The 19236-nt window shown below is 57.8% G+C and carries 17 protein-coding genes and 1 tRNA gene; 7 read left to right on the top strand and 11 right to left on the bottom strand.

Annotated features, from left to right (window positions below; translation table 11 throughout):
• Window positions 1–45: 45 nt before the first annotated feature.
• The 6 genes from ACHQGU_RS08715 to ACHQGU_RS08690 form a co-directional block, all read right to left on the bottom strand.
• On the bottom strand, window positions 46–669 hold the full coding sequence (locus tag ACHQGU_RS08715) for a hypothetical protein (protein ID WP_395494679.1): 624 nt from the start codon (window positions 667–669) through the stop codon (window positions 46–48).
• Between the two features lie 179 nt (window positions 670–848).
• The gene (locus tag ACHQGU_RS08710; protein ID WP_395494678.1) at window positions 849–1598 is read right to left on the bottom strand and encodes a TlyA family RNA methyltransferase; all 750 of its coding nucleotides are present in this window, start codon (window positions 1596–1598) and stop codon (window positions 849–851) included.
• Between the two features lie 4 nt (window positions 1599–1602).
• Entirely contained in the window at window positions 1603–3582 is a 1980-nt protein-coding gene (gene dxs, locus ACHQGU_RS08705) for a 1-deoxy-D-xylulose-5-phosphate synthase (protein ID WP_395494677.1), read from the bottom strand.
• A gap of 5 nt (window positions 3583–3587) precedes the next feature.
• Window positions 3588–4526: a polyprenyl synthetase family protein gene (locus ACHQGU_RS08700; protein WP_215754996.1), complete on the bottom strand. Its 939-nt coding sequence runs from the start codon at window positions 4524–4526 to the stop codon at window positions 3588–3590.
• A 7-nt stretch (window positions 4527–4533) separates the two neighbouring features.
• On the bottom strand, window positions 4534–4788 hold the full coding sequence (locus ACHQGU_RS08695; RefSeq protein ID WP_373320526.1) for an exodeoxyribonuclease VII small subunit: 255 nt from the start codon (window positions 4786–4788) through the stop codon (window positions 4534–4536).
• A gap of 78 nt (window positions 4789–4866) precedes the next feature.
• A complete protein-coding gene (locus ACHQGU_RS08690) occupies window positions 4867–5109 on the bottom strand; it encodes a sulfurtransferase TusA family protein (RefSeq protein WP_043549995.1) in 243 nt (80 codons plus the stop codon).
• Between the two features lie 112 nt (window positions 5110–5221).
• Between ACHQGU_RS08690 and ACHQGU_RS08685 the strand changes: the two genes are divergently transcribed.
• The gene (locus ACHQGU_RS08685; protein ID WP_395494676.1) at window positions 5222–6118 is read left to right on the top strand and encodes an ROK family protein; all 897 of its coding nucleotides are present in this window, start codon (window positions 5222–5224) and stop codon (window positions 6116–6118) included.
• A 43-nt stretch (window positions 6119–6161) separates the two neighbouring features.
• Here the strand turns inward: ACHQGU_RS08685 and ACHQGU_RS08680 are convergent, their stop codons facing one another.
• Together ACHQGU_RS08680 and ACHQGU_RS08675 are read right to left on the bottom strand one after the other, a co-directional pair.
• Window positions 6162–6962 carry an RlmE family RNA methyltransferase gene (locus ACHQGU_RS08680; RefSeq protein ID WP_062274318.1) on the bottom strand — a complete coding sequence of 267 codons (801 nt, stop codon included), beginning with the start codon at window positions 6960–6962 and terminating at the stop codon, window positions 6162–6164.
• Window positions 6959–8089: a Ppx/GppA phosphatase family protein gene (locus ACHQGU_RS08675; RefSeq protein ID WP_395494674.1), complete on the bottom strand. Its 1131-nt coding sequence runs from the start codon at window positions 8087–8089 to the stop codon at window positions 6959–6961. Before ACHQGU_RS08675 ends, ACHQGU_RS08680 begins: the two co-directional genes overlap by 4 nt.
• A gap of 189 nt (window positions 8090–8278) precedes the next feature.
• On the opposite strand from ACHQGU_RS08675, the gene ACHQGU_RS08670 reads away from it, so the two are divergent.
• Window positions 8279–8352 (top strand) — tRNA-Gln (locus ACHQGU_RS08670).
• A gap of 140 nt (window positions 8353–8492) precedes the next feature.
• Here ACHQGU_RS08670 and ACHQGU_RS08665 read toward each other — a convergent pair.
• Both ACHQGU_RS08665 and ACHQGU_RS08660 read right to left on the bottom strand, forming a co-directional pair.
• Window positions 8493–10676, bottom strand: a complete 2184-nt coding sequence (locus ACHQGU_RS08665) for a TonB-dependent receptor (protein ID WP_395494673.1) — start codon at window positions 10674–10676, stop codon at window positions 8493–8495.
• 87 nt (window positions 10677–10763) lie between these two features.
• Window positions 10764–11219: a DUF2946 domain-containing protein gene (locus ACHQGU_RS08660; protein WP_395494672.1), complete on the bottom strand. Its 456-nt coding sequence runs from the start codon at window positions 11217–11219 to the stop codon at window positions 10764–10766.
• 322 nt (window positions 11220–11541) lie between these two features.
• Between ACHQGU_RS08660 and ACHQGU_RS08655 the strand changes: the two genes are divergently transcribed.
• From ACHQGU_RS08655 to ACHQGU_RS08645, 3 genes are all read left to right on the top strand, one after another.
• Entirely contained in the window at window positions 11542–12327 is a 786-nt protein-coding gene (locus ACHQGU_RS08655; protein ID WP_395494670.1) for an ImuA family protein, read from the top strand.
• 103 nt (window positions 12328–12430) lie between these two features.
• Entirely contained in the window at window positions 12431–13300 is an 870-nt protein-coding gene (locus ACHQGU_RS08650) for a neutral zinc metallopeptidase (protein ID WP_395494669.1), read from the top strand.
• A gap of 199 nt (window positions 13301–13499) precedes the next feature.
• Window positions 13500–14843 (top strand): radical SAM protein, encoded by a 1344-nt coding sequence (locus ACHQGU_RS08645; RefSeq protein ID WP_395494668.1) that lies wholly within the window; start codon window positions 13500–13502, stop codon window positions 14841–14843.
• Window positions 14844–15097: 254 nt separating this feature from the next.
• On the opposite strand, the gene pgm is transcribed toward ACHQGU_RS08645, so the two are convergent.
• Window positions 15098–16744: a phosphoglucomutase (alpha-D-glucose-1,6-bisphosphate-dependent) gene (pgm, locus tag ACHQGU_RS08640; protein WP_395494666.1), complete on the bottom strand. Its 1647-nt coding sequence runs from the start codon at window positions 16742–16744 to the stop codon at window positions 15098–15100.
• Window positions 16745–17087: 343 nt separating this feature from the next.
• Here pgm and ACHQGU_RS08635 point away from each other — a divergent pair, with 343 nt between their 5' ends.
• Window positions 17088–17801, top strand: a complete 714-nt coding sequence (locus tag ACHQGU_RS08635) for a GntR family transcriptional regulator (protein ID WP_395496407.1) — start codon at window positions 17088–17090, stop codon at window positions 17799–17801.
• Between the two features lie 124 nt (window positions 17802–17925).
• Complete coding sequence (locus ACHQGU_RS08630) at window positions 17926–19212, top strand: allantoate amidohydrolase (RefSeq protein WP_395494665.1); 1287 nt, start codon at window positions 17926–17928, stop codon at window positions 19210–19212.
• Window positions 19213–19236 lie beyond the last annotated feature (24 nt).

Below are 19236 nucleotides of genomic sequence, written 5' to 3'. Positions count from 1 at the left end.
GCCAAACGCGCTCGCGCGTTCAGCGTTCAGGACCGGAAGGTTTCCTTACGGTGTGTGCGTGGGGGCGACCGATGGTTGTGGGGAAGCCTGCAAACCCGAGCGCAGCCATGCCGCGATACTGGTTTTGGCCGGATCAATCCCGCCCAGAATCGCGCTGATTGTCTGCGCGGAATAGGCATCCGGCGTCGTGTCCGGAGAGATCGGGAAGGAAGGGCGCGGAATATCAAACGTCATCGCTGGCTGTTCCGCCTCCGCTGTGCTGCCTGCCATGCTGGCCTGCTGGAGGCCGTCAGACTGGATGTTGGCCACTACAGAAAGGTGGTCCGCATCCTGATGCAGGCCAAAATACAGATAGGCGTAAGAGGCCGCGGCAGAAAGCACATCCCGCATGGCGATGCGATACCGGTTATTTCCATCGGATGGGAGCGCGCGGGCATGCAGTGTCGCCGGATCTGTTGAAATCACCAGTGTCTGGTTTTTCAGATCATCCTGGAGCGTAAGTCCGTCCTGCTCGTAGCCACGGAGCAGAGAGCTGCCCGCTTCCGTCACGCTGTCCTGCGGGGCAGGGGCGTTGGCGGCAGTATTGTACGGGCGAGGGGCAGCTTGGGCACCACCAGTGATGCCGAGCAGGCCGGTTGCAACGCCAAGCATCATGATGATTTTGCGCATAAGCGACAGACTTCCTTAACTATGCTGTGAGAGGATTTTATTACTTGGGGAATGTGGCAGAAAAAGTGATCTTTCGCCACGTATTTGCCGAACAGGCAGTAATAAAAAATCTTTTAAGGAAGTGTTTTTACAAGAACGGGCAGAAAGACTGCTTGAGGAAGCAGTCTTGCCGGACTGTTTTAACCGACGAGCGGAACCCGTTTGGCGCCAATCAGGAACTCCCGATTGCCTTCTGGCCCCGTAATGGGGCTCGCTTCGATCCCCAGCACAGACCAGCCGGGCAGAGCGCTCCACCAGTCATGGATCATCTGGCACACGCTTTCATGCACCGCTGGGTCACGCACAACGCCTTTGGCCCCGATCTGGTCACGGCCTGCTTCAAACTGCGGTTTGATGAGAGCGACGGCCCAGGCGTCATCAGCTGCGAGAGACAGGGCAGCAGGCAGCACTGTCCGAAGGCCGATAAAGCTGGCATCGCAGACAATGACAGACGGGGCTTCCGGGATCTGCGTGCTGTCCAGATGCCGGGCGTTGCATTTTTCCATCACGGTCACGCGGGCGTCAGACCGTAACTTCCATGCCAGCTGCCCGTGTCCAACATCCACAGCATAAACATGCCGTGCCCCGTTGGTGAGCAGCACATCGGTAAAGCCACCAGTAGAGGCACCGACATCCAGACACACGCGGTCCTGCGGGGAAAGATCAAAATGAGTTAGGGCGTGAGCCAGTTTGCAGCCGCCGCGGGAAACCCACGGATGCTGCTGGCCACGCACGTCCAGAGGCGCGTCCTCGGCAAGCTGATCACCTGCCTTGGCAACGCGTTTTTCTCCGGTGAACACTAGCCCGGCCATAATCAGGGCCTGAGCTTTTGTCCTGCTTTCAACCAGCCCCCGGTCAACAAGCATCTGGTCAACACGACGGCGCGCCATCAGATCAGGCCGTCTGCTCCGTCAGCGCCACCCCCAGCGCGCTGAGAGCGGTTTTGACGATGTGCGGGGCGGTGAGACCGGCCTGCTCGTACTGAGCGTCCTGCGTGTTATGGTCGATGAAGATATCGGGCAGGGTCATGGGGCGGAAGCGGACATGGTCCAGCAGGCCGGTATTGGCCAGATGCTGGCCCACCTGCGCGCCAAACCCGCCAATCGCGCCTTCTTCCAGCGTGATCAGCACCGCATGGTTGCGGGCCAGATTTTCCACCAGAGCGGTATCAATCGGCTTGGCAAAGCGGGCATCGGCCACGGTGGGCGGCAGGCCCTGCGCCGTGAGCAGATCGGCCGCTTTCAGGGCTTCCTTCAGCCTTGGGCCGAGCGAGAGGATGGCAATGCCGCCTTTCTCGCCGCCAGCCTGACGGCCCATCTCACGGATGATCCGACCCTTGCCGATTTCCAGAACCTGACCTTCTGCCGGCAGCTCCAGACCCAAGCCGCCACCACGCGGATAGCGCAGGGCAATCGGGCCTTCATCAAACTCGGTGGCGGTCGCCGTCATGTGCAGCAGTTCGACCTCGTCAGACGGGGCCATGATGCTCATGCCCGGCAGGCAGCCCAGATAGGCGATGTCGAAGGAGCCGGCATGGGTCGCCCCGTCGGCCCCGACCAGACCGGCGCGGTCAATGGCGAAGCGGACCGGCAGCTTCTGCAGCACCACGTCATGCATGACCTGATCATAGGCGCGCTGCAGGAAGGAGGAGTAGATGGCGCAGAAGGGGCGCAGGCCTTCGGTCGCCATACCTGCGGCAAAGGTCACGGCATGCTGCTCGGCAATGCCGACATCAAAGAAGCGGTCGGGATAGTTTTTTGCGAACGCATCCAGCCCGGTGCCGGACGGCATGGCGGCGGTGATGGCGGCAATCTTGTTGTCGGTTGCAGCCCGGCGCACCAGCTCCCGTGCAAACACGGAGGTGTAGGACGGCGGTCCGGCAGGGCCTTTTTTCTGCTCACCGGTGACGACGTTGAACTTGGCGACGGCGTGATACTTGTCCCCGGCCTTCTCGGCGGGCTGATAGCCGTGACCTTTTTCGGTCATCACATGCAGCAGGATGGGGCCGTTATCCGTATCGCGCAGGTTGCGCAGGATGGCGACCAGCTGCGGCAGGTCATGCCCGTCCACGGGGCCGACGTAATAGAAGCCCAGCTCTTCAAACAGCGTGCCGCCGGTAATCATGCCGCGGGCATACTCGTCCGCCTTGCGGGCGGTGCGTTCCACCGGGGCAGGCAGCTTCTTGACGACTTTGCCGGCCAGTTCACGCAGGCCCATGAACTTGCGGGAGGACATCAGGCGGGAGAGATAGTTGGACATCGCGCCGACCGGCGGGGCGATGGACATCTCGTTATCGTTGAGGATGACGATCAGCCGTTCAGCGCCCGGGCCAGCCACGGCGGCGTTGTTCATGGCCTCATACGCCATACCGGCGGAGATGGAGCCATCCCCGATCACGGCGATGACGCTGCGCTCATGGTAGGACGGGTCTTCTTCCGCGCGCAGATGGTGCGCCACGGCCATGCCCAGACCGGCAGAGATGGAGGTGGAGGAGTGCGCGGCCCCGAACGGGTCATACTCACTCTCGGACCGGCGGGTGAAGCCGGAGAGGCCACCCGGCTGGCGCAGGGTGCGGATACGGTCACGGCGACCGGTGAGGATCTTGTGCGGGTAGGCCTGATGGCCCACATCCCAGATCACCTTGTCGGCCGGGGTATCGAACACCGCATGCAGGGCCACAGTCAGTTCCACCACGCCCAGAGAGGCGCCCAGATGGCCACCGGTGGTGGAGACGGCGTCAATGGTCTCGGCCCGCAGCTCGTCCGCAATCTGCTTGAGCTGCTCGACCGAAAGGTTCCGCATGTCAGACGGGTAGGTCACCCGGTCCAGAGCAGGAAAACGGCCAAGGGTGGGAATCTGGGGCTTGTCCGACATTCTTCTTAGTTCCTGCGTTCAATCACGTAATAGGCCAGATCTCGCAGGCGGTCGGCCTGCTCTCCAAACGGAGCAAGATCTTCAATGGCGCTTTTGGCCATGCGTTCTGCTTCGGCGCGCGCGCCGTCAATTCCCAGAAGGGCAACGTAGGTAGACTTGCCGGAAGCTTCATCCTTCCCAGCCGTCTTGCCCAGTTCTTCAGCCGTAGCCGTGGCGTCCAGCACATCATCCGCAATCTGGAAGGCTGCACCAATATTGGCACCGTAGGAGCGCAGACGCTGCTGAAGTTCCGGTTTGGCCTGCCCGAGAATGGCTCCTGCTTCTGCCGAGTAGCGGATCAGGCAGCCGGTTTTCAGGGCATGCAGGTGGCGGACTTCTTCCAGCGGCAGGGCGCGGCCTTCGCCTTCCATGTCGATCATCTGGCCACCCACCATCCCGGCAGCGCCTGAGGCCTGCGCGAAAGCGGTGATCAGGGCGATGCGCACGGTCGTGCTCTCGTGCGTTTCGGCTTCTGCCAGAATTTCAAATGCTTTGGTCTGAAGAGCGTCACCGGCCAAAATGGCTGTGGCTTCATCAAACTTGCGATGCGTGGAGGGCTGACCGCGACGGAGATCATCATCATCCATGGCCGGCAAATCATCATGCACCAGGGAGTAGGCGTGCAGCATTTCAACAGAGGCCGCAACGCGGGCGGACTGGCAGTCCGGCACATCAAACAGGCTGGCGGTTGCCATGGCCAGATAGCCACGCAGACGCTTGCCGCCGCCCAGCGTGGCATAACGCATGGCGTCAATCAGACGGGCATCGCCACCGCTGGTGGGCGGCAGAAGCTGGTCGATTGTCGCTTCAATCACTTTGGCGCGGGCCGCCATAGCCTGCTTGAGCAGCGGCCCATTGGCTGAGGAGTGCGTCTGGGAAGGGGCGATGGTTGTCGGGTCAGTCATCGACGTCTCAATCCATAGGTTTCATGGTCAACGATCCGTCAGACCGTTGCACGATCGCCTGAACGCGGGCCTCGGCCTCGCTCAGCTTGGTTTCGCAATGCTGGCGTAAGGCTGCCCCGCGCTCGTAGGATGCAATGGCCTCTTCCAGCTTGAGCTGGCCGCCTTCAAGGCCGCGCACAATCTTCTCCAGTTCGGAGAGTGCGTCCTCAAACGACAGAGACTTGATGTTATCCGACATGGCGCAGGTCTTCCTATCCGTCATGAGGGGCAGGCATTACTCCGATAAGCGTGGGTCTGCCAAGTCTTGCCGGGGTAGAATGCGCAATAAAACATACCGCCCTCACGGTGAGGGTATATCCGCACGGCGTCTGATGGTGAAGGACAGGGAGCCGTTTTCATCTGAAAACGCGACCAGCGCGTGACCGGTTTCCCTGCAAAACACCTGAAAATCCACGATAGAGGATCGGTCTGTTGCCAGAACGCGGAGCTTTTCTCCCGCCTGCATGCCGCGCAAAAGACGGTTGGCTTTCAAAACCGGAAGGGGGCAGCCAAGCCCCCGCGCATCAAGAACAGCCTCATTCATGACACAGAGCCTTGTATAGAGAGTGGAAGATGTGTGATTGCATAGTTCACTAATTTATCCCATGCCGCATGGCATATTAATCATTTGCCGGAAGAAGACGTAGGGTCGCTGTATGTCAGATTATCGTTTAGGAATCGATGTTGGTGGAACCAAGGTCGAAATAGCAGCCCTTGATTTCACAGGGGAAATCCTTCTGCGGCATCGTGTTGCAAATCCCGGTAATTACGATGATCTGCTCGTGACGTTGCGGGATCTCGTGGAAGAGGGACGTGGACGTACAAACCGGACGGCTACGGTCGGGGTCGGTATCCCCGGTGCCATTGATTCCCGCACAATGCGGGTCAAGAATGCAAATGCCACATGGCTGAACGGTCAGACATTCGGCAAAGATCTGGAGCAGGTGCTCGGCTGCCCGGTGAAGGTAGAAAATGACGCCAACTGTTTTGCGCTATCTGAAGCTGTGGATGGCGCAGCAGCGGGTCGCAAGATCGTCTTCGGGGTGATTCTCGGTTCCGGCGTGGGTGGCGGCTTTGTCATCAATGGTGAACCGGTGACAGGCCTGCATCACATTGCCGGCGAATGGGGGCATATCCCGCTTCCGTGGGTGCGGGAAGACGAATTCCCTATGCCGAAGTGCTTCTGTGGAAATGAGGGCTGTCTGGAGCGTTTCCTGTGCGGCCCTGCTCTGGCTGCTTCATGGAAAGGCGAGGGGCAACGCTGCGCAGATGGTATTGAAGCTGCTGCTGCTGCAGGCGATGTTGCTGCCATTAAGGCGCTGGATACTTATGTGGATCGGCTGGGGCGTGCCTGCGCGCTGGTCATCAACATGGTGGACCCGGACGCGATTGTGCTGGGCGGCGGCGTCTCCAACCTGAAGACGATCTACATCCGTGTGCCTGAAGTGATGAAGAAATACGCCATCACCCCGGAATGCCGCACGGAACTGCTGAAAAATCAGCATGGTGACAGTTCCGGCGTGCGTGGCGCTGCGTGGCTGTGGGGGAAATAACAGGCTGACCTGAGGCCTGCCTGCTCATTCCGTTCCGGCAGGTTTAGGTGTTGGCCTGAGCCTCTTTGAGGCGATCAGGCCGGAAGCCTGTCGCCACCACATAAAGTTCGCTAGAATCCTTGCGACTGGCCGGGGGTTTGGCGTGCCGCACCAAAGTGAAGGCCTGCTTCATCACATCAAGGATGGCCTTTTCTGAGCCGCCCTGAAACACCTTGGCGACAAAGCCGCCGCCTTCCGCCAGAATTTCAAATGCAAAATACAGGGCTTCTTCAGCAAGCCCGATAATCCGCATATGGTCCGTCGGGCCGTGGCCGGTTGTGTTGGGGGCCATGTCGGAGAGCACCAGATCGGCCTTGCCATCCAGCAGGCTGACCAGCTTGTCCGGCATCTCGGGGTCTGTGAAGTCGCCTTCGATGATCTCGGCACCCGCCACAGGATCAACCGGCAGCAGATCAACCCCGACAACGCGATTCGCACCACGTTTGACGGCCACCTGTGTCCAGCCGCCGGGTGCGGCACCCAGATCGACCACGCGCATGCCGGGCTGGATGAGGTGAAAACGGTCATCCAGTTCAATCAGCTTGAAGGCCGCACGGGAACGCCAGCCTTGCTTGTGGGCAGCCTGCACATAGGGGTCGTTCAGCTGGCGGGCCAGCCAGCGCTGCTGCGCAGTTGTGCGTCCGCGCGCCGTGCGGAGGCTGACGGATTTGGTGCGCATTGTGCGCGGGGCCGATGAGTCATCCAGAGAATGACTGGAGCCGGGGGCGCTGCTGCTGGTGCGGGCACGCCCCGGAACGCGGAGAGAAGTTGCTTTCCGGGGAGGCCCGGATTTTTTGTCGCTCATGAACCTGTTGCTTGAATAGGGTGCAGAAAAGGGATGGGGCCATTGAGCATGGGCGCTTTGTGGAGCCTTCTGGATGCAGATCCACTCTTGCGGATCATGCGCAGAACCATGCCATCCCGTAGGCCACGGTCTGCCACAATAATATCTTCCACCGGCCAGGTCTCGTGAATAGCCTCGAAAATGGCGCAGCCCGGCAAAACGAAGGGGGCACGATCCGGCCCGATGCACGGATGCTGTTCTATGCCTGCATGCCCCATATCCTGCAATGTCCGAACGGCCTTGCGGGCACTGGTGGCTGGTAGCTGTGAGCCATCGACCGCCGCACGAACATAACGGGGCAGGTTAAGCACAAGGCTTGCCAGAGTGGTGACGGTGCCGCTGGTGCCAATGAAACGTGTTTGCTTGCGGCGGATTTCCGGGCCAATCCGATGCACGCCTTCAAAGTCCTGCAGGGCCGCCTTGGTGTGGTCCACCATCTTTTTATAGAGGCTCGGGTCATCATGCCCGGTGCTGCCGAACTGCTCTGAGAGGGTAATGACCCCCACGGGCAGGCTCAGATAGCCAATCAGCTCATGCGTCTGACGGGGGGCGTCCACACGGACCCAGGCAATTTCTGTCGAGCCGCCACCAATATCAAACAGCAGCGCCCGGTTGCGCACAGGCCCGAAGCGCGGATTGTGCACAAGGTTGGCGCAGCTTTCTACCGCAAGGGAGGCTTCCTCCCGCGCGGAGATGATATTGATATGAAAGCCGGTCTCCGTCCGCACGCGGTTCAGAAAGTCTGATCCGTTCACCGCGCGGCGGCAGGCTTCCGTTGCAACGGCACGGATATTCTTGATAGGGCGGCGACCGACACGTTCCGCACAGGCGCGCAGTGCGTCCATTGTACGTTCCATGGCGGGTTCGCCCAGTCGGCCTGTATGGTGCAGGCCTTCACCCAGCCGCACCATGCGGCTGTAGCTATCAATAACGCGGAAGCCGCCAGCGGTTTGCGCCGCGACCATCAAACGGCAGTTGTTTGTTCCCAGGTCGAGCGCGGCAAACAGCTCATCTTCGGCAGAACGAGAGTAGGGTGAAGGATAAGCTGGTCTGTCCGGGCGGCCGGCCCAGGGGGGGATGCGATCCATCTGTCCGGTCCTTAGTAAGAGGTTGACTCATGTTAAGACTATTTTTGGGGAGGGCGGCCAAAGGAGCAAGACAATTATGTGACAAACCGACATTTCTTTTCGTTTAGGCACTTGCGCCCCCTAATTCACAGTGCTAGGAAGGCGTCACCGCAGCGGAGGCGGCTTTTTAAGCCTCCCGGTTCTCCTTGCTGGGAGATAGTTTAGCGGTAGAACTACCGGCTCTGACCCGGTCAGCCCTGGTTCGAATCCAGGTCTCCCAGCCAATCTTTCCCAAAAAATTATAGTCTTATATTGGGTCGCTCAGAGTGATATTCAACTCTGCGCTGTAAACCTGTGTTCAGACAGGTCATCCTGCCTTCCGATCTCCCATGAGGATGATCGCAAAGCAGGGCGCTGCCAGATTTCAGAAGGTCGCGCTCAGGCTTAGATTGAACGAGCGCCCTAAACCCGCGAGCGGGCTCAGAACCCCGGTGGCGCGATAGTCCCCCAGAGAAAGACCACCCAGCGGCAGATAGTATTTCTGGTTTAGGAGGTTCTCGATGCTGGCATCCAGTGTCAGCACCCGCCAGTGGTAGCTTCCGCCCAGACCCAGCAGGGCATAGCCGGGCGTGCGGGGCTCATTGCGCAGCCAGTCCACAGTGCTCTTGGCTTTAACAAGGGTGACCTCGACGCGACCCGTCCAGTTTTCATAGGTTTCATGCAGGCTGATGGAGCCGTTGGCGGGCATCTGATGATACAGGCCGGAGTGGGTCACCAGATCCTGCCCCCGCACCCAGTTCAGATTGGCTTTGAGCTCCCCTGTCCCAAAAGCCGGGCTTTTCCAGAGTCTCACGAAGCCTGAGCTGTTGATGCCATAGCTCCGGGCATTGTGGTTGACGAACTGGAGTTTGGACAGGCCGTTAGAGAGCGTGCCAATGCGCACCACATTTATATAGTTGTGGGTGTAGGTATAATAAGGCTGCACCTTGAGTTCCCACGCATCATGCACCGGGTCATGCCAGGTGAGGGTGGTGCTGAGCGTATTGGCAATTTCTGATTTCAGGTTGAGGTTGCCGACATACCCATTCCCATCTCCAAACCAGCCAATCATCGTGGTGCTCATAGCGCCTTCGCCCCATGAGTAACGCTCATACAGGCTGGGAGCGCGGCTTTTGCGGGCGTATCCACCCTCCAGCGTGAGGCTGTCGAGAGGTGTCCAGCGGGCCAGAGCTGTGACATCAAAATTGGTGTCGGTGCGTCCGCGAGAGGCCGCGTTAAAGCGTTGGGCAGCCATGGCGTCGGCCATGCTCATCATGCTGGTCCATGAATACGGGGCGACCGGACCGGTATTCATCATCACCAGATCATTCCGCAGTCCCAGTTCTGTGGAGAAGCGCGGCAGCCACTGGGCTTTCCATTCTATATAATGGCCGAGGCGGTCGCGGTGCCCCTGATTAATATTATGGAACGTGTCTGGTCCCATCATCATACTGCCGCTCAGGGGCGGCCACCAGTCGTTCAGGCCATTATGGTCAAAGGAGCTACCTAGCCCGAGTATATGCTTCCGGCCAAGCGGAATGGTCGCCTTGATGGAATAGCCTGCCGTGCGGGTATCCGTATTCATCGGCATGCCGGTTGTGGCGGTATGGCCTCCTTTGTCGGCCAGCATGTTCATGGCGTGGTCGACCCGTTGCCAGAAACCGCGAGCCTCCAGCGTGCCCCAGTTGAAATCACCCTTATATTTGCCGTTCACAAAGGTGGAGCGGTTATTGGTCATATCCATGTACTGGTTGGGGAAACCCTCATAAGGGATATCCTGCTGACCGACGGTGAGCGCCAGCAGATGGTTCTCTTTTTTCACCCCAAGTGTCACGGCATGGTTGAAGCTGAGATAGCTGGTGGAGAGAACGCGCCGGCTGTTGCCTCCCGTGTGATAATCGCTGGCATGGCTATATGAGCCGGTATAGCGCAGGCTTAGCCAGTCATTGGCGGTGGTGAGAGATCCGGACGCGCCCGATCCGCCGCCATTGCTGCGATAATCCCCCCGGACATGGCCTGTCACGAGCAATTTGGACGTGCTGGAAAAGATCGGATCTTTCCGATTGACCTCCAGCGTACCGCCCGTGCTGTCGCCACCCTGACTGACAGAGGTGATGCCCGCAATGGCGACGGCGGACGAGACGGCATCCGGGTCAATGTAAGACATGGCCGGATTCATATGGTTGGGGCAGGCGGAGGGAATGCGCATGCCATCGACAAAGGTCGCCACGCGCTCATCCGCCATGCCGTTCAGAACAGGCAAAGAGGAGACACCGCCAGCGGAATAGGCGCTGTAGCCCAGACTGTGCCGAAACAGATTGGCCGTATCCGGGTTGGAGGACATGTGATGCCGGGTTCCGTTGACCATCATCTGCTCTGTGGATGGGCTGTTGGCGTCCTCGTCTGAGGTTGGCGTGGCTGGTACGGTCAAGGCTTCTGTTGAAACAGGTGTAGCGGGAAGACGGCTTTGAGCGTCCGCTGAGGATGGGCGGGCGACTGTGCAGGCCAGCGCGCAACCGGCAGCAAGCAGGCTGGTGCGCGCGGCATGCCGAACAAAAAGACAAGACATTGTGCTGAGACTTTCCTTGAAACGGAAACAGCCGACATCACAGGCGCTCAGGTGTCCTGAAGGCCTGCGTGTCAACGCGTATCGTTTTCAGAGAAAGGCTGGTGGCCCCGTGGGTGGTGGCCGAAGGGCAAGAGCAAGAAGCGGCGGTGCGCGCGGCAGGAGCGTGCCATAGGCTGACTGAGACCAGGCAATCAGGATCAGGGCAGCAAGAAACGCGACACTGAAAATGACAACTGGCAGATGCAGCAGCGGGCAGAGCGGGCACGACCCATCATGATGATGGCCTGAATGCTGAGGCGCTTTGGCGTGTGCCATTTTCAGCATATGCCCGGCAGCCATGTGCATGACATGCGGGGGCGCGGGGGGCTGATCTGGCCCGATCTGTAATCCGGTCAGCCGTTCAAATGTCACACGGGGTGCTTCATCCGGCAGAGCATTGCTTTGGAGAAAAAGCTGTCCGCAAAACCCCAGCAGAACGCAGCACACCATCAGCCAGCGACACAGTGTCGCCAGTGCAAAGGGGGCTGAGTCTGAACGGCGCATGGGAAGAGTGTTCGCCTCTATTCCGAGAATATCCCCTTAAGAAAGCACTCTGAGGCTGTTGTAAAGAGCATAATAATCATGCGTTTTATCTCCATAACCCCGGAGGGGTATATTCTGACTACTATGCACTTCAGCGTTCTGATGTGGGGTATTTTTCCGTTTTACTGACGTTAGTTCAGTTCGTGTTTGAGGGACGCAAAGAGTATGAGTGGCCATAGGGTGGCGGTGGCTTGCATCAAGGGAGACCGGATGGCGCGGGCAGAAAGCTCTTGAGTTCCTGTTTTGTTCTCATTATAAAAAACGGAACAGGAGGGATGCACTCATGGCGTCATCACACTCGGATACACTGGATTTGCTGCGGGACCGGATTGCCCGGATGAACATCAGCCCTGCCAGTTCCATCACGCAACGGCTTTCCACGGGCGTTGCGGAAATTGATGCCCGTCTGGGCGGCGGTCTGGAAAAAGGGACCGTCCACGAATTTTTTGGAGCAGGGAGTGACCGGCAGGTTTCTGCCAAGCCTGCGCGTTTTGTGGCAGCCGTTCTGGCCCGCACGACAGGTGTGGTCATCTGGATTGGCGAGGAAACGCTCGATCTCTGTGTAGCAGGCGTTGAGCAGGCTGGTCTCAATCCGGGGCGGTTGATCTGTGTGACAGCGACGCAAGCCTCTTTTGTGGATTTATGTGAAGCCGTGCTGCGAGAGCCGGGCGTTGCCGCTGTGGTGGTTGATAGCCGCACCGCGCCAGACCTTGGCACAACGCGCCGCCTGCAACGGGCTGCGCATGAGCGCGGAGCGACCGGCTTTCTGCTCTATCGCTCAGCTTTTCTGGCTGGCTGTCCGTCACACTGCCTGAGTGCCACACGCTGGAAAATCGGACCAAGCACGTCGTTCAGTCTCAGAGATAACCCTGTTGGCGGCGCCTATGCGGCGGAAGAGCGGTGGTCCATTGAGATGCTGAGCCATCATCATGGTGGGGCGGCTGGCTGGGTGATTGATCCCGCCCGGTATGAGAGGCATCCTTTCTCTGTTTCGCCAGAAGAAAGCCCGCAACACGCCCAGGACGATAGAGAGCGGAGGTCCTGGTGGCGGAGCGCGTTGCGCGCCTGAGTTTCTCACGAGCGAGGATGCTTTTCTTCTTGCCGTATCTGAAGCTGATCCATGCTAAGGAGCAGCACATGATCGGACTATCAGGCACAGAAGGATAGAAAGCATGCGTCTGGATGATGAGCGGGAAAGCACGAATATTGATGACGAGCGTGGTTCCGGCGGTGGTGGTGGCCGTGCTCCTCTGAAGATCGGTATCGGCGGCATTCTGCTGGCGCTGGGGGCTTTGTATTTTGGAGTAGATCCCAAAATTGTTTTCAGCCTTCTGGAAGGGAGTGCGTCTTCCGGTAATCAAAGCGCGGTTGTCGCGCCGCAGCAGTCTGTGCAGGGGCCAGATACGCAGAAGCAGTTTATTGCCCGTATTCTGGGTTCAACAGAAGATGTCTGGACATCCTATTTTCAGCAGATGGGCCGCACGTATCATGAGCCCCGGCTGGTGCTGTTCTCAGGCGGCACGCAGTCTGCCTGCGGATATGCGCAAACGTCTGTGGGGCCATTTTACTGCCCGGCAGACCACAAGGTGTATCTGGATCTCGCCTTTTTTCAGGAATTGAAAAACCGGCTGGGTGCCGGGGGTGACTTTGCGCGGGCTTATGTGGTGGCGCATGAGGTCGGGCATCATGTCCAGAATGAGCTGGGGATTATGGCGCAGCTTGAAAAGCAGAATGGCGGCATGAGCGAGCGCGGCGCGACGGGCGCTTCTGTCCGGACCGAGCTGCAAGCGGATTGTTTTGCCGGTGTCTGGGCCAAGCGGGCGAATGACGCAAAGAGCATCCTGCAATCGGGCGATGTGCAGCAGGGGCTGAATGCGGCCTCCGCTGTGGGGGATGATCGTCTGGAGCGGCAGGGGCAGGGCTACGTTGTGCCGGATAGCTTTACGCACGGCACATCCGCCCAGCGTGTCAACTGGTTCAGCCGGGGGCTACAAAGCGGCGATATCCGGCAGTGCGATACGTTCAGCGCGCCTGCTCTTTAAGGCGGGTCTTATTCAAACTGTTTTGAATCTGCATCCTTCTGATTCCAGCAATGAATAAAAAAGTGCTCCCGATATTATTCGGGGGGCATTTTTTTTGCGCATAGAAATAGAGAATCTCAAAAATGTTGCATGCTTTTTTTGGGGACCTCTTATACTACTGGGTTATCCAAAGAAAACCTGATGCGCGTACGGTGTTCCATTGAAGAGTGTTAAGAAATTAAGCCGCAAAATTTTAAGAGCTTTTAAGGGATACCGCTCCAAAGAAGGCGATTTAAAAAAAGAGCAGGGCAATCCAGTCACATCTCAGCTCGGCTTTGTGGATCATATTGGTTTGCGTCACGTGCACGGCTGGGTGATGGATCCGGATGATCCGGCTGAACGCCTCTCTGTAGAAGCTTTTTTGCCAGAAACAGGGGAAAGCCTTGGTAACGCTGTTGCAAGTCAGTTTAATCATGGAATTGCAGGGGTTGGTGATAACAGCCGGCAGTATGGATTCTGGTTTCCTCTAAAGCGTGAGATCACCCCTGAAGAACAAAAGAATCTGCAGGTAAGGGTTCCGGGCCGGAAAGAAGTTTGTCGCGCCCCCAATCTGGAATCCTGGCATCCACTTCTGCATGTTGCGATGGATATCGTCGATAACTGCAATCTGCGCTGTCCTTTCTGCCTTTATGATTACAGTAAGGTGCGCAAAACGCACTTTATGACGCAGGAAACCCTGGAATCAGCTCTCCGCCTCATGCCCTATACCAAGGACCGGGAATTCTGGTTTTCCTGCCTGCATGAGCCGTCGCTTCATCCGGATTTTCTCTCATTTCTGAATCTGGTACCGCCCGCGATGCGAAAGAAGGTGTTTTTCACATCGAATTTTGCCCGCCGTATGCCGGAATCTTATTTTCAAGGGCTCGCAAAAAGCGAAATCTCTCACGTCAATATCTCTCTCGAATCTCTCACGCCAGAAATCTATGAACGGATGCGTAAGGGGGCACGCTTTCCCATCTTCATGGAAAACTGGGATAAGCTCATCACTGCATTTAATGAGGTCAATTCATCAGTTAATTTATACTATATTATTATGGCTTATAAATCGAACCTCGATGAGTTGCCGAGTATGGCCCGTTATTTGATAGAAGAACGCCGCGCTGCACGTGTGGAGATTCGCTATACTTACGATGTGCCATTTATTGAGGCAGCTTTTCGTGATCAGGAGTTTTTACAGGAGGAGGACTGGGACTGGCTTCAGGCCAATCTTCCTCATCTGGGCTCAGGGCAAGTTGTTCTGGATAGGCCGGCTTTTTCGAAAACACGTGAGGACGATGTCGCTGAACCGGACGTGGTGCCTGCTGCATATTCGGAGGCCGGTTTTTTGCCAGACCGATATCTGGCTCGTCTTATGTGGGATGGAACGCTCGAATTAAGAGGGATCAGTCGGGCCAGTGAGGGCGAAGCGATGGTTGAAATACCTATTCTCACCAGAAATATTCGGGATATTGATGATCTGGATAGTTTTTTTCATTCACTAAACTGTTCGAAAATTCCGTCCTGAAAAAATCTCATCAAGCTTTTCGGTCAAAGTTTTTTTCAAAATGGATTTTCCGCTGCTACCGTAACGGATCATTTTTTGATGGCAATGAGCGGGACAGGTTCTCTGCTCCAGCATCAGTAAGCCGTTCTTGCAGTCCGGCAGATTACAAAACAAAGGCGCAGCGTTCTCTGGTAGCGCTGCGCCTTGATCGTAGAAAGCAGAAATAAAGAAAGAGCCTGCTTCATGCCATCAGGCAGCAAAGCAGGCGCTCTTTTTCAGGATGCAAAAACTTTCGAAATAGCGGCCTGAGCTTCCGTCTGGATAGCGTGCAGGTGTTCTTCGCTTTTGAAGCTTTCGGCGTAGATTTTGTAGACATCTTCCGTGCCGGAGGGGCGGGCGGCAAACCAGCCGTTTTCCGTCACCACTTTCAGGCCGCCGATGGGGGCGTCATTGCCCGGAGCGCGCGTGAGCTTGCTGATAATCTTGTCTCCAGCCAGCGTTTCCAGCGGGAACTGCTCTGGAGAAAGCTTGCTCAGCTTGGCTTTCTGTTCGGCATTGGCCGGGGCATCAATGCGCGCGTAGAACGGCGTGCCCAGACGTGCACTGAGTTCGCGATACTGCACGCTCGGGTTTTTGCCGGTTTTCGCCGTAATTTCAGCAGCCAGCAGGCCGAGGATGAGGCCGTCCTTATCTGTGGTCCAGACGGTGCCATCACGCCGCAGGAAGGTCGCGCCCGCGCTTTCTTCACCACCAAAACCCAGTGAGCCATCCATCAGGCCCGGCACAAACCATTTCAGCCCGACAGGCACTTCCACCAGCTTACGACCGAGATCTTTCGCAACGCGGTCAATCAGCCCGCTGCTGACCAGCGTTTTGCCTACACCCAGTTCCGGGCTCCAGTCGGGGCGGTTGCGGAACAGGTAGGAGATAGCAACAGCAAGGTAATGGTTGGGGTTCAGCAGGCCATCCGGCTTGGCCACAATGCCGTGGCGGTCGGCGTCAGTATCGTTTGCAAAGGCCACGTCAAACTGGTCGGCCATGCCAATCAGGCTCTTCATGGCGTAAGGCGAGGAGCAGTCCATACGGATCTGGCCATCCCAGTCGGCCGTCATGAAGGCAAACTGCGGATCTACCGTTTCATTCACCACCGTAGCGTTCAGGCCGTAACGCTCAATAATCGGCTTCCAGTAATGCACAGCAGCACCACCGAGCGGATCAATGCCGATTTTTACGCCGGCATCCCGAATGGCCTTCATATCAATGACGGAGTCCAGATCAGCCACATAGGGGGTAATGTAGTCATACCCTTTGATGCAGGCGGCCTTGCGAGCTTCCTCATAGGGAAGGCGCTTCACATCCTTCAGGCCATCAGCCAGAAAGCCATTGGCCATGTCCTGAATGGCTTTTGTAATGGCGGTATCTGCCGGGCCACCGTTGGGCGGATTGTATTTAAAGCCACCATCGGAGGGCGGATTGTGGGATGGGGTGATGACGACACCATCAGCCAGCCCCGTCGTGCGGCCTTTGTTATAGGTCAGAATTGCGTGAGAAATGACGGGTGTGGGGGTGAAGCCATCATTCTCGTCCACGCGCACATCCAGCCCATGGGCTGCAAACACTTCAATGGCAGAACGCTGAGCCGGACCGGACAGAGCATGCGTATCCATGCCAACAAACAGCGGGCCATCAATGCCTTCAGCCTTACGGTGGCGGCAGATCGCCTCGCAGATGGCCAGGATATGGCCTTCATTAAAACTGGTGTGGAAGGACGATCCGCGATGCCCGGAGGTGCCGAAGGAGACGCGCTGGGTCGGGATGGAGACATCAGGCTTGCGGTCATAATACGCTGCAATCAGAGCCGGGATGTCAGTAAGCTGGGACTGATCAAGTGTCTTGCCAGCAAACGGGCTGAGTGAGGCCATCGCTTCAAAAATCCTTGTAGAACCTGGGGTATCAACGGTCTGCCAATACGCTTTCTGTCAGGAGGAAAGCGTGTGTCCGGTGGGATGTCCAGAGCGGAAAGGGCGTTTCCGCCGGTCTTGACTAATAAAAAATTTCCTAACGGTAATTGTTTTCTTTTATTTAGCAAAGATGCGTTTCTCAGAAGGGGCTCTGGAAAAGGCAGACAAACGAGAGAAGACCTATCAAACACGAGAGTCTGGCCGGAATGAGGCTTTGAAGAGGTGCAAGATCTGTCTGTCTTGCGGGCCCGCTCTGTATATAAGACAGAGAATGCTGATGAACCGGAACGATCTCTGAGTGACTATGACGGACAAAAACCGCATGACCCTGACCGCACTCCCTGATGAGGGCTCATCTTCCAGCCGGATTGAGGACCGCATTGTCTATGCCGCGCTCTCTGGCCAGATCGCGCCGGGCGAGCGACTGGGGGAAAAGGATCTGGCGGAAATCTTCGGGGTATCCCGCACGCTGGTGCGTGAGGCCATGATGCGGTTGCAGGCCCGCGGCATTGTGCAGGTCTCCTCTCGCCGGGGCTGGTTTGTGATTGAACCCACCGAGGAAGAAGCTCGCCATACACTAGATGCCCGCCGGGCGCTGGAAGTGGGGATGCTGGTCACGCTGGGGAAGGGCGACGTCCGCGTCATTCAGGCTTTGCGGGAGCATGTTCAGGCTGAACAGGCCGCCATTGAAAAAGATGACAGAGCCGCACGCAGCTATTTGCTCGGACATTTTCACGTCTGTCTGGCGGAAACGCTGGGCAGCCCGGTTCTGGCGGCTTTGTTGCAGGATCTGACAACGCGTACCGTGCTGATTGCGGCCCTCTACCAATCGTCTCACGATGCGTGTGAATCCAGCGGCGAACATGAGCAGATTATTGATGCGCTGGAAGCAGGCGACGTGCCGGAAGCAGCCCGTCTGATGGATGCACATTTGCGCCATGTGGAAAACGCACTGAACGAACGGCATGTGCGCACCCGGCTGAAAAACCTGAAATCTGCGCTCGGTCGCCCTGATTAAACACCCATCAAAGCATCCCTCCTGAGCATGACGTGCGGAAGGGGGTTGCAAGACCTTTTTCTTGTATGCAAGATTGTATGCGAACTGCAACGACTTGCGCCATTGCAGGCAGGAGCCTCTTTTTATGATGTCTTCAGACTGTTCGGATATCGCCAGCCTTTCAGCGCTGCCTCCGGGAGGACACCGTGCTGTTGCCCGGTGTGATGCGCTTGGTGTGGCACCCTATTCTGAAGAAAAAGACCAGCTTTTCCGCCCCTATCTGAGCGCATCCTATCGCGCGACTTGTGATTGTATTGCTGGCTGGATGCAGTCTGCGGGCATGAAAACCCGCATTGATGCAGCGGGGAATCTCGTCGGGCGTTATGAGGGGCTGACACCAGACGCTCCGGCCCTGCTTATCGGCTCCCATATTGATAGCGTGCGGGATGGCGGCCGCTATGACGGCATGCTGGGTGTGCTGATGGGTGTGGAACTTGTCGCACACTACGCCGCACAGGGGCGGCGCTTTCCGTTTGCGCTGGAAGTTATCGGGTTTGGGGATGAGGAAGGCTCACGCTTTCCTGCTGCCATGCTGACGTCTCGCGCTGTGGCCGGGCTTCTTAAAGAAGTACCTGCCGATATGCAGGATGCGGCAGGTATTAGCCTGCAGGACGCTCTGGCCGCAGAAGGTCTGGCGCTGGAACGCATGCCTGAGGCGGTGCGTAAGCCAGAAGAAATCCTTGCCTATCTGGAAGCGCATATCGAGCAAGGGCCGGTTCTGGAGGCTGAAAACCGGGCCGTTGGCGTGGTAACGGCCATTGCCGCGCAATATCGTTTCCGGGTGCGCATGAAGGGTGTGGCAGGTCATGCTGGCACTATGCCCATGACCTTGCGGCAGGACGCTCTGGCTGCGGCCGCTGAGGCTGTTCTGGCGATTGAAAAAATCGGTCAGTCCGGACCGTCTGATCTGGTCGCCACGGTTGGTCAGCTGACCGTGGTGCCGGGTGTGCCAAATGTTGTGCCGGGAGAAGTGGTTTTCAGCATTGATGTGCGGGCAGGGGATGTCGCAGTGCGCAATGCCGCCACGGCAGAAATCCGCACAGCGCTGGAGGCTCTGGCAGCCCGGCGCAAGGTGACGCTGGAGATCAGCTTGCAGCAGGATCTGCCTGCAACGCCGTGTGATGCCGCGTTGACCAACATGCTGAGTGAAGCCGCCCAGAGCGTGACGGGCACTGTGCCGCGCAGAATGGTTAGCGGGGCAGGGCATGACGCCATGATCGTCGCAGCACTTGCCCCCGTCTGCATGCTGTTTATCCGCTGTGAGGGTGGGATCAGTCACAACCCGGCAGAAGCCGTGAACCCGTCGGATGTCGAGCAGGCCTTTCAGGTCATGACCCGTTTTATTGAAGATTTTGCCGGACGTCGTCCGTAACGTAACCAAGGAAAGGCCTGTGTG

This window comes from Acetobacter sp. KSO5, assembly GCF_044094635.1.
Lineage (GTDB): Bacteria > Pseudomonadota > Alphaproteobacteria > Acetobacterales > Acetobacteraceae > Acetobacter > Acetobacter cerevisiae.
Note: the sequence above shows the minus strand (reverse complement) of the source record. Positions and strands in the feature narration are given on the sequence as shown.

Bases quoted from the DNA above. Each gene is read 5' to 3' on its own strand.
- ACHQGU_RS08715 (WP_395494679.1), bottom strand. From the start codon at position 669: ATGCGCAAAATCATCATGATGCTTGGCGTTGCAACCGGCCTGCTCGGC.
- ACHQGU_RS08710 (WP_395494678.1), bottom strand. From the start codon at position 1,598: ATGGCGCGCCGTCGTGTTGACCAGATGCTTGTTGACCGGGGGCTGGTT.
- dxs (WP_395494677.1), bottom strand. From the start codon at position 3,582: ATGTCGGACAAGCCCCAGATTCCCACCCTTGGCCGTTTTCCTGCTCTG.
- ACHQGU_RS08700 (WP_215754996.1), bottom strand. From the start codon at position 4,526: ATGACTGACCCGACAACCATCGCCCCTTCCCAGACGCACTCCTCAGCC.
- ACHQGU_RS08695 (WP_373320526.1), bottom strand. From the start codon at position 4,788: ATGACGGATAGGAAGACCTGCGCCATGTCGGATAACATCAAGTCTCTG.
- ACHQGU_RS08690 (WP_043549995.1), bottom strand. From the start codon at position 5,109: ATGAATGAGGCTGTTCTTGATGCGCGGGGGCTTGGCTGCCCCCTTCCG.
- ACHQGU_RS08685 (WP_395494676.1), top strand. From the start codon at position 5,222: ATGTCAGATTATCGTTTAGGAATCGATGTTGGTGGAACCAAGGTCGAA.
- ACHQGU_RS08680 (WP_062274318.1), bottom strand. From the start codon at position 6,962: ATGAGCGACAAAAAATCCGGGCCTCCCCGGAAAGCAACTTCTCTCCGC.
- ACHQGU_RS08675 (WP_395494674.1), bottom strand. From the start codon at position 8,089: ATGGATCGCATCCCCCCCTGGGCCGGCCGCCCGGACAGACCAGCTTAT.
- ACHQGU_RS08665 (WP_395494673.1), bottom strand. From the start codon at position 10,676: ATGTCTTGTCTTTTTGTTCGGCATGCCGCGCGCACCAGCCTGCTTGCT.
- ACHQGU_RS08660 (WP_395494672.1), bottom strand. From the start codon at position 11,219: ATGCGCCGTTCAGACTCAGCCCCCTTTGCACTGGCGACACTGTGTCGC.
- ACHQGU_RS08655 (WP_395494670.1), top strand. From the start codon at position 11,542: ATGGCGTCATCACACTCGGATACACTGGATTTGCTGCGGGACCGGATT.
- ACHQGU_RS08650 (WP_395494669.1), top strand. From the start codon at position 12,431: ATGCGTCTGGATGATGAGCGGGAAAGCACGAATATTGATGACGAGCGT.
- pgm (WP_395494666.1), bottom strand. From the start codon at position 16,744: ATGGCCTCACTCAGCCCGTTTGCTGGCAAGACACTTGATCAGTCCCAG.
- ACHQGU_RS08635 (WP_395496407.1), top strand. From the start codon at position 17,088: ATGACGGACAAAAACCGCATGACCCTGACCGCACTCCCTGATGAGGGC.
- ACHQGU_RS08630 (WP_395494665.1), top strand. From the start codon at position 17,926: ATGATGTCTTCAGACTGTTCGGATATCGCCAGCCTTTCAGCGCTGCCT.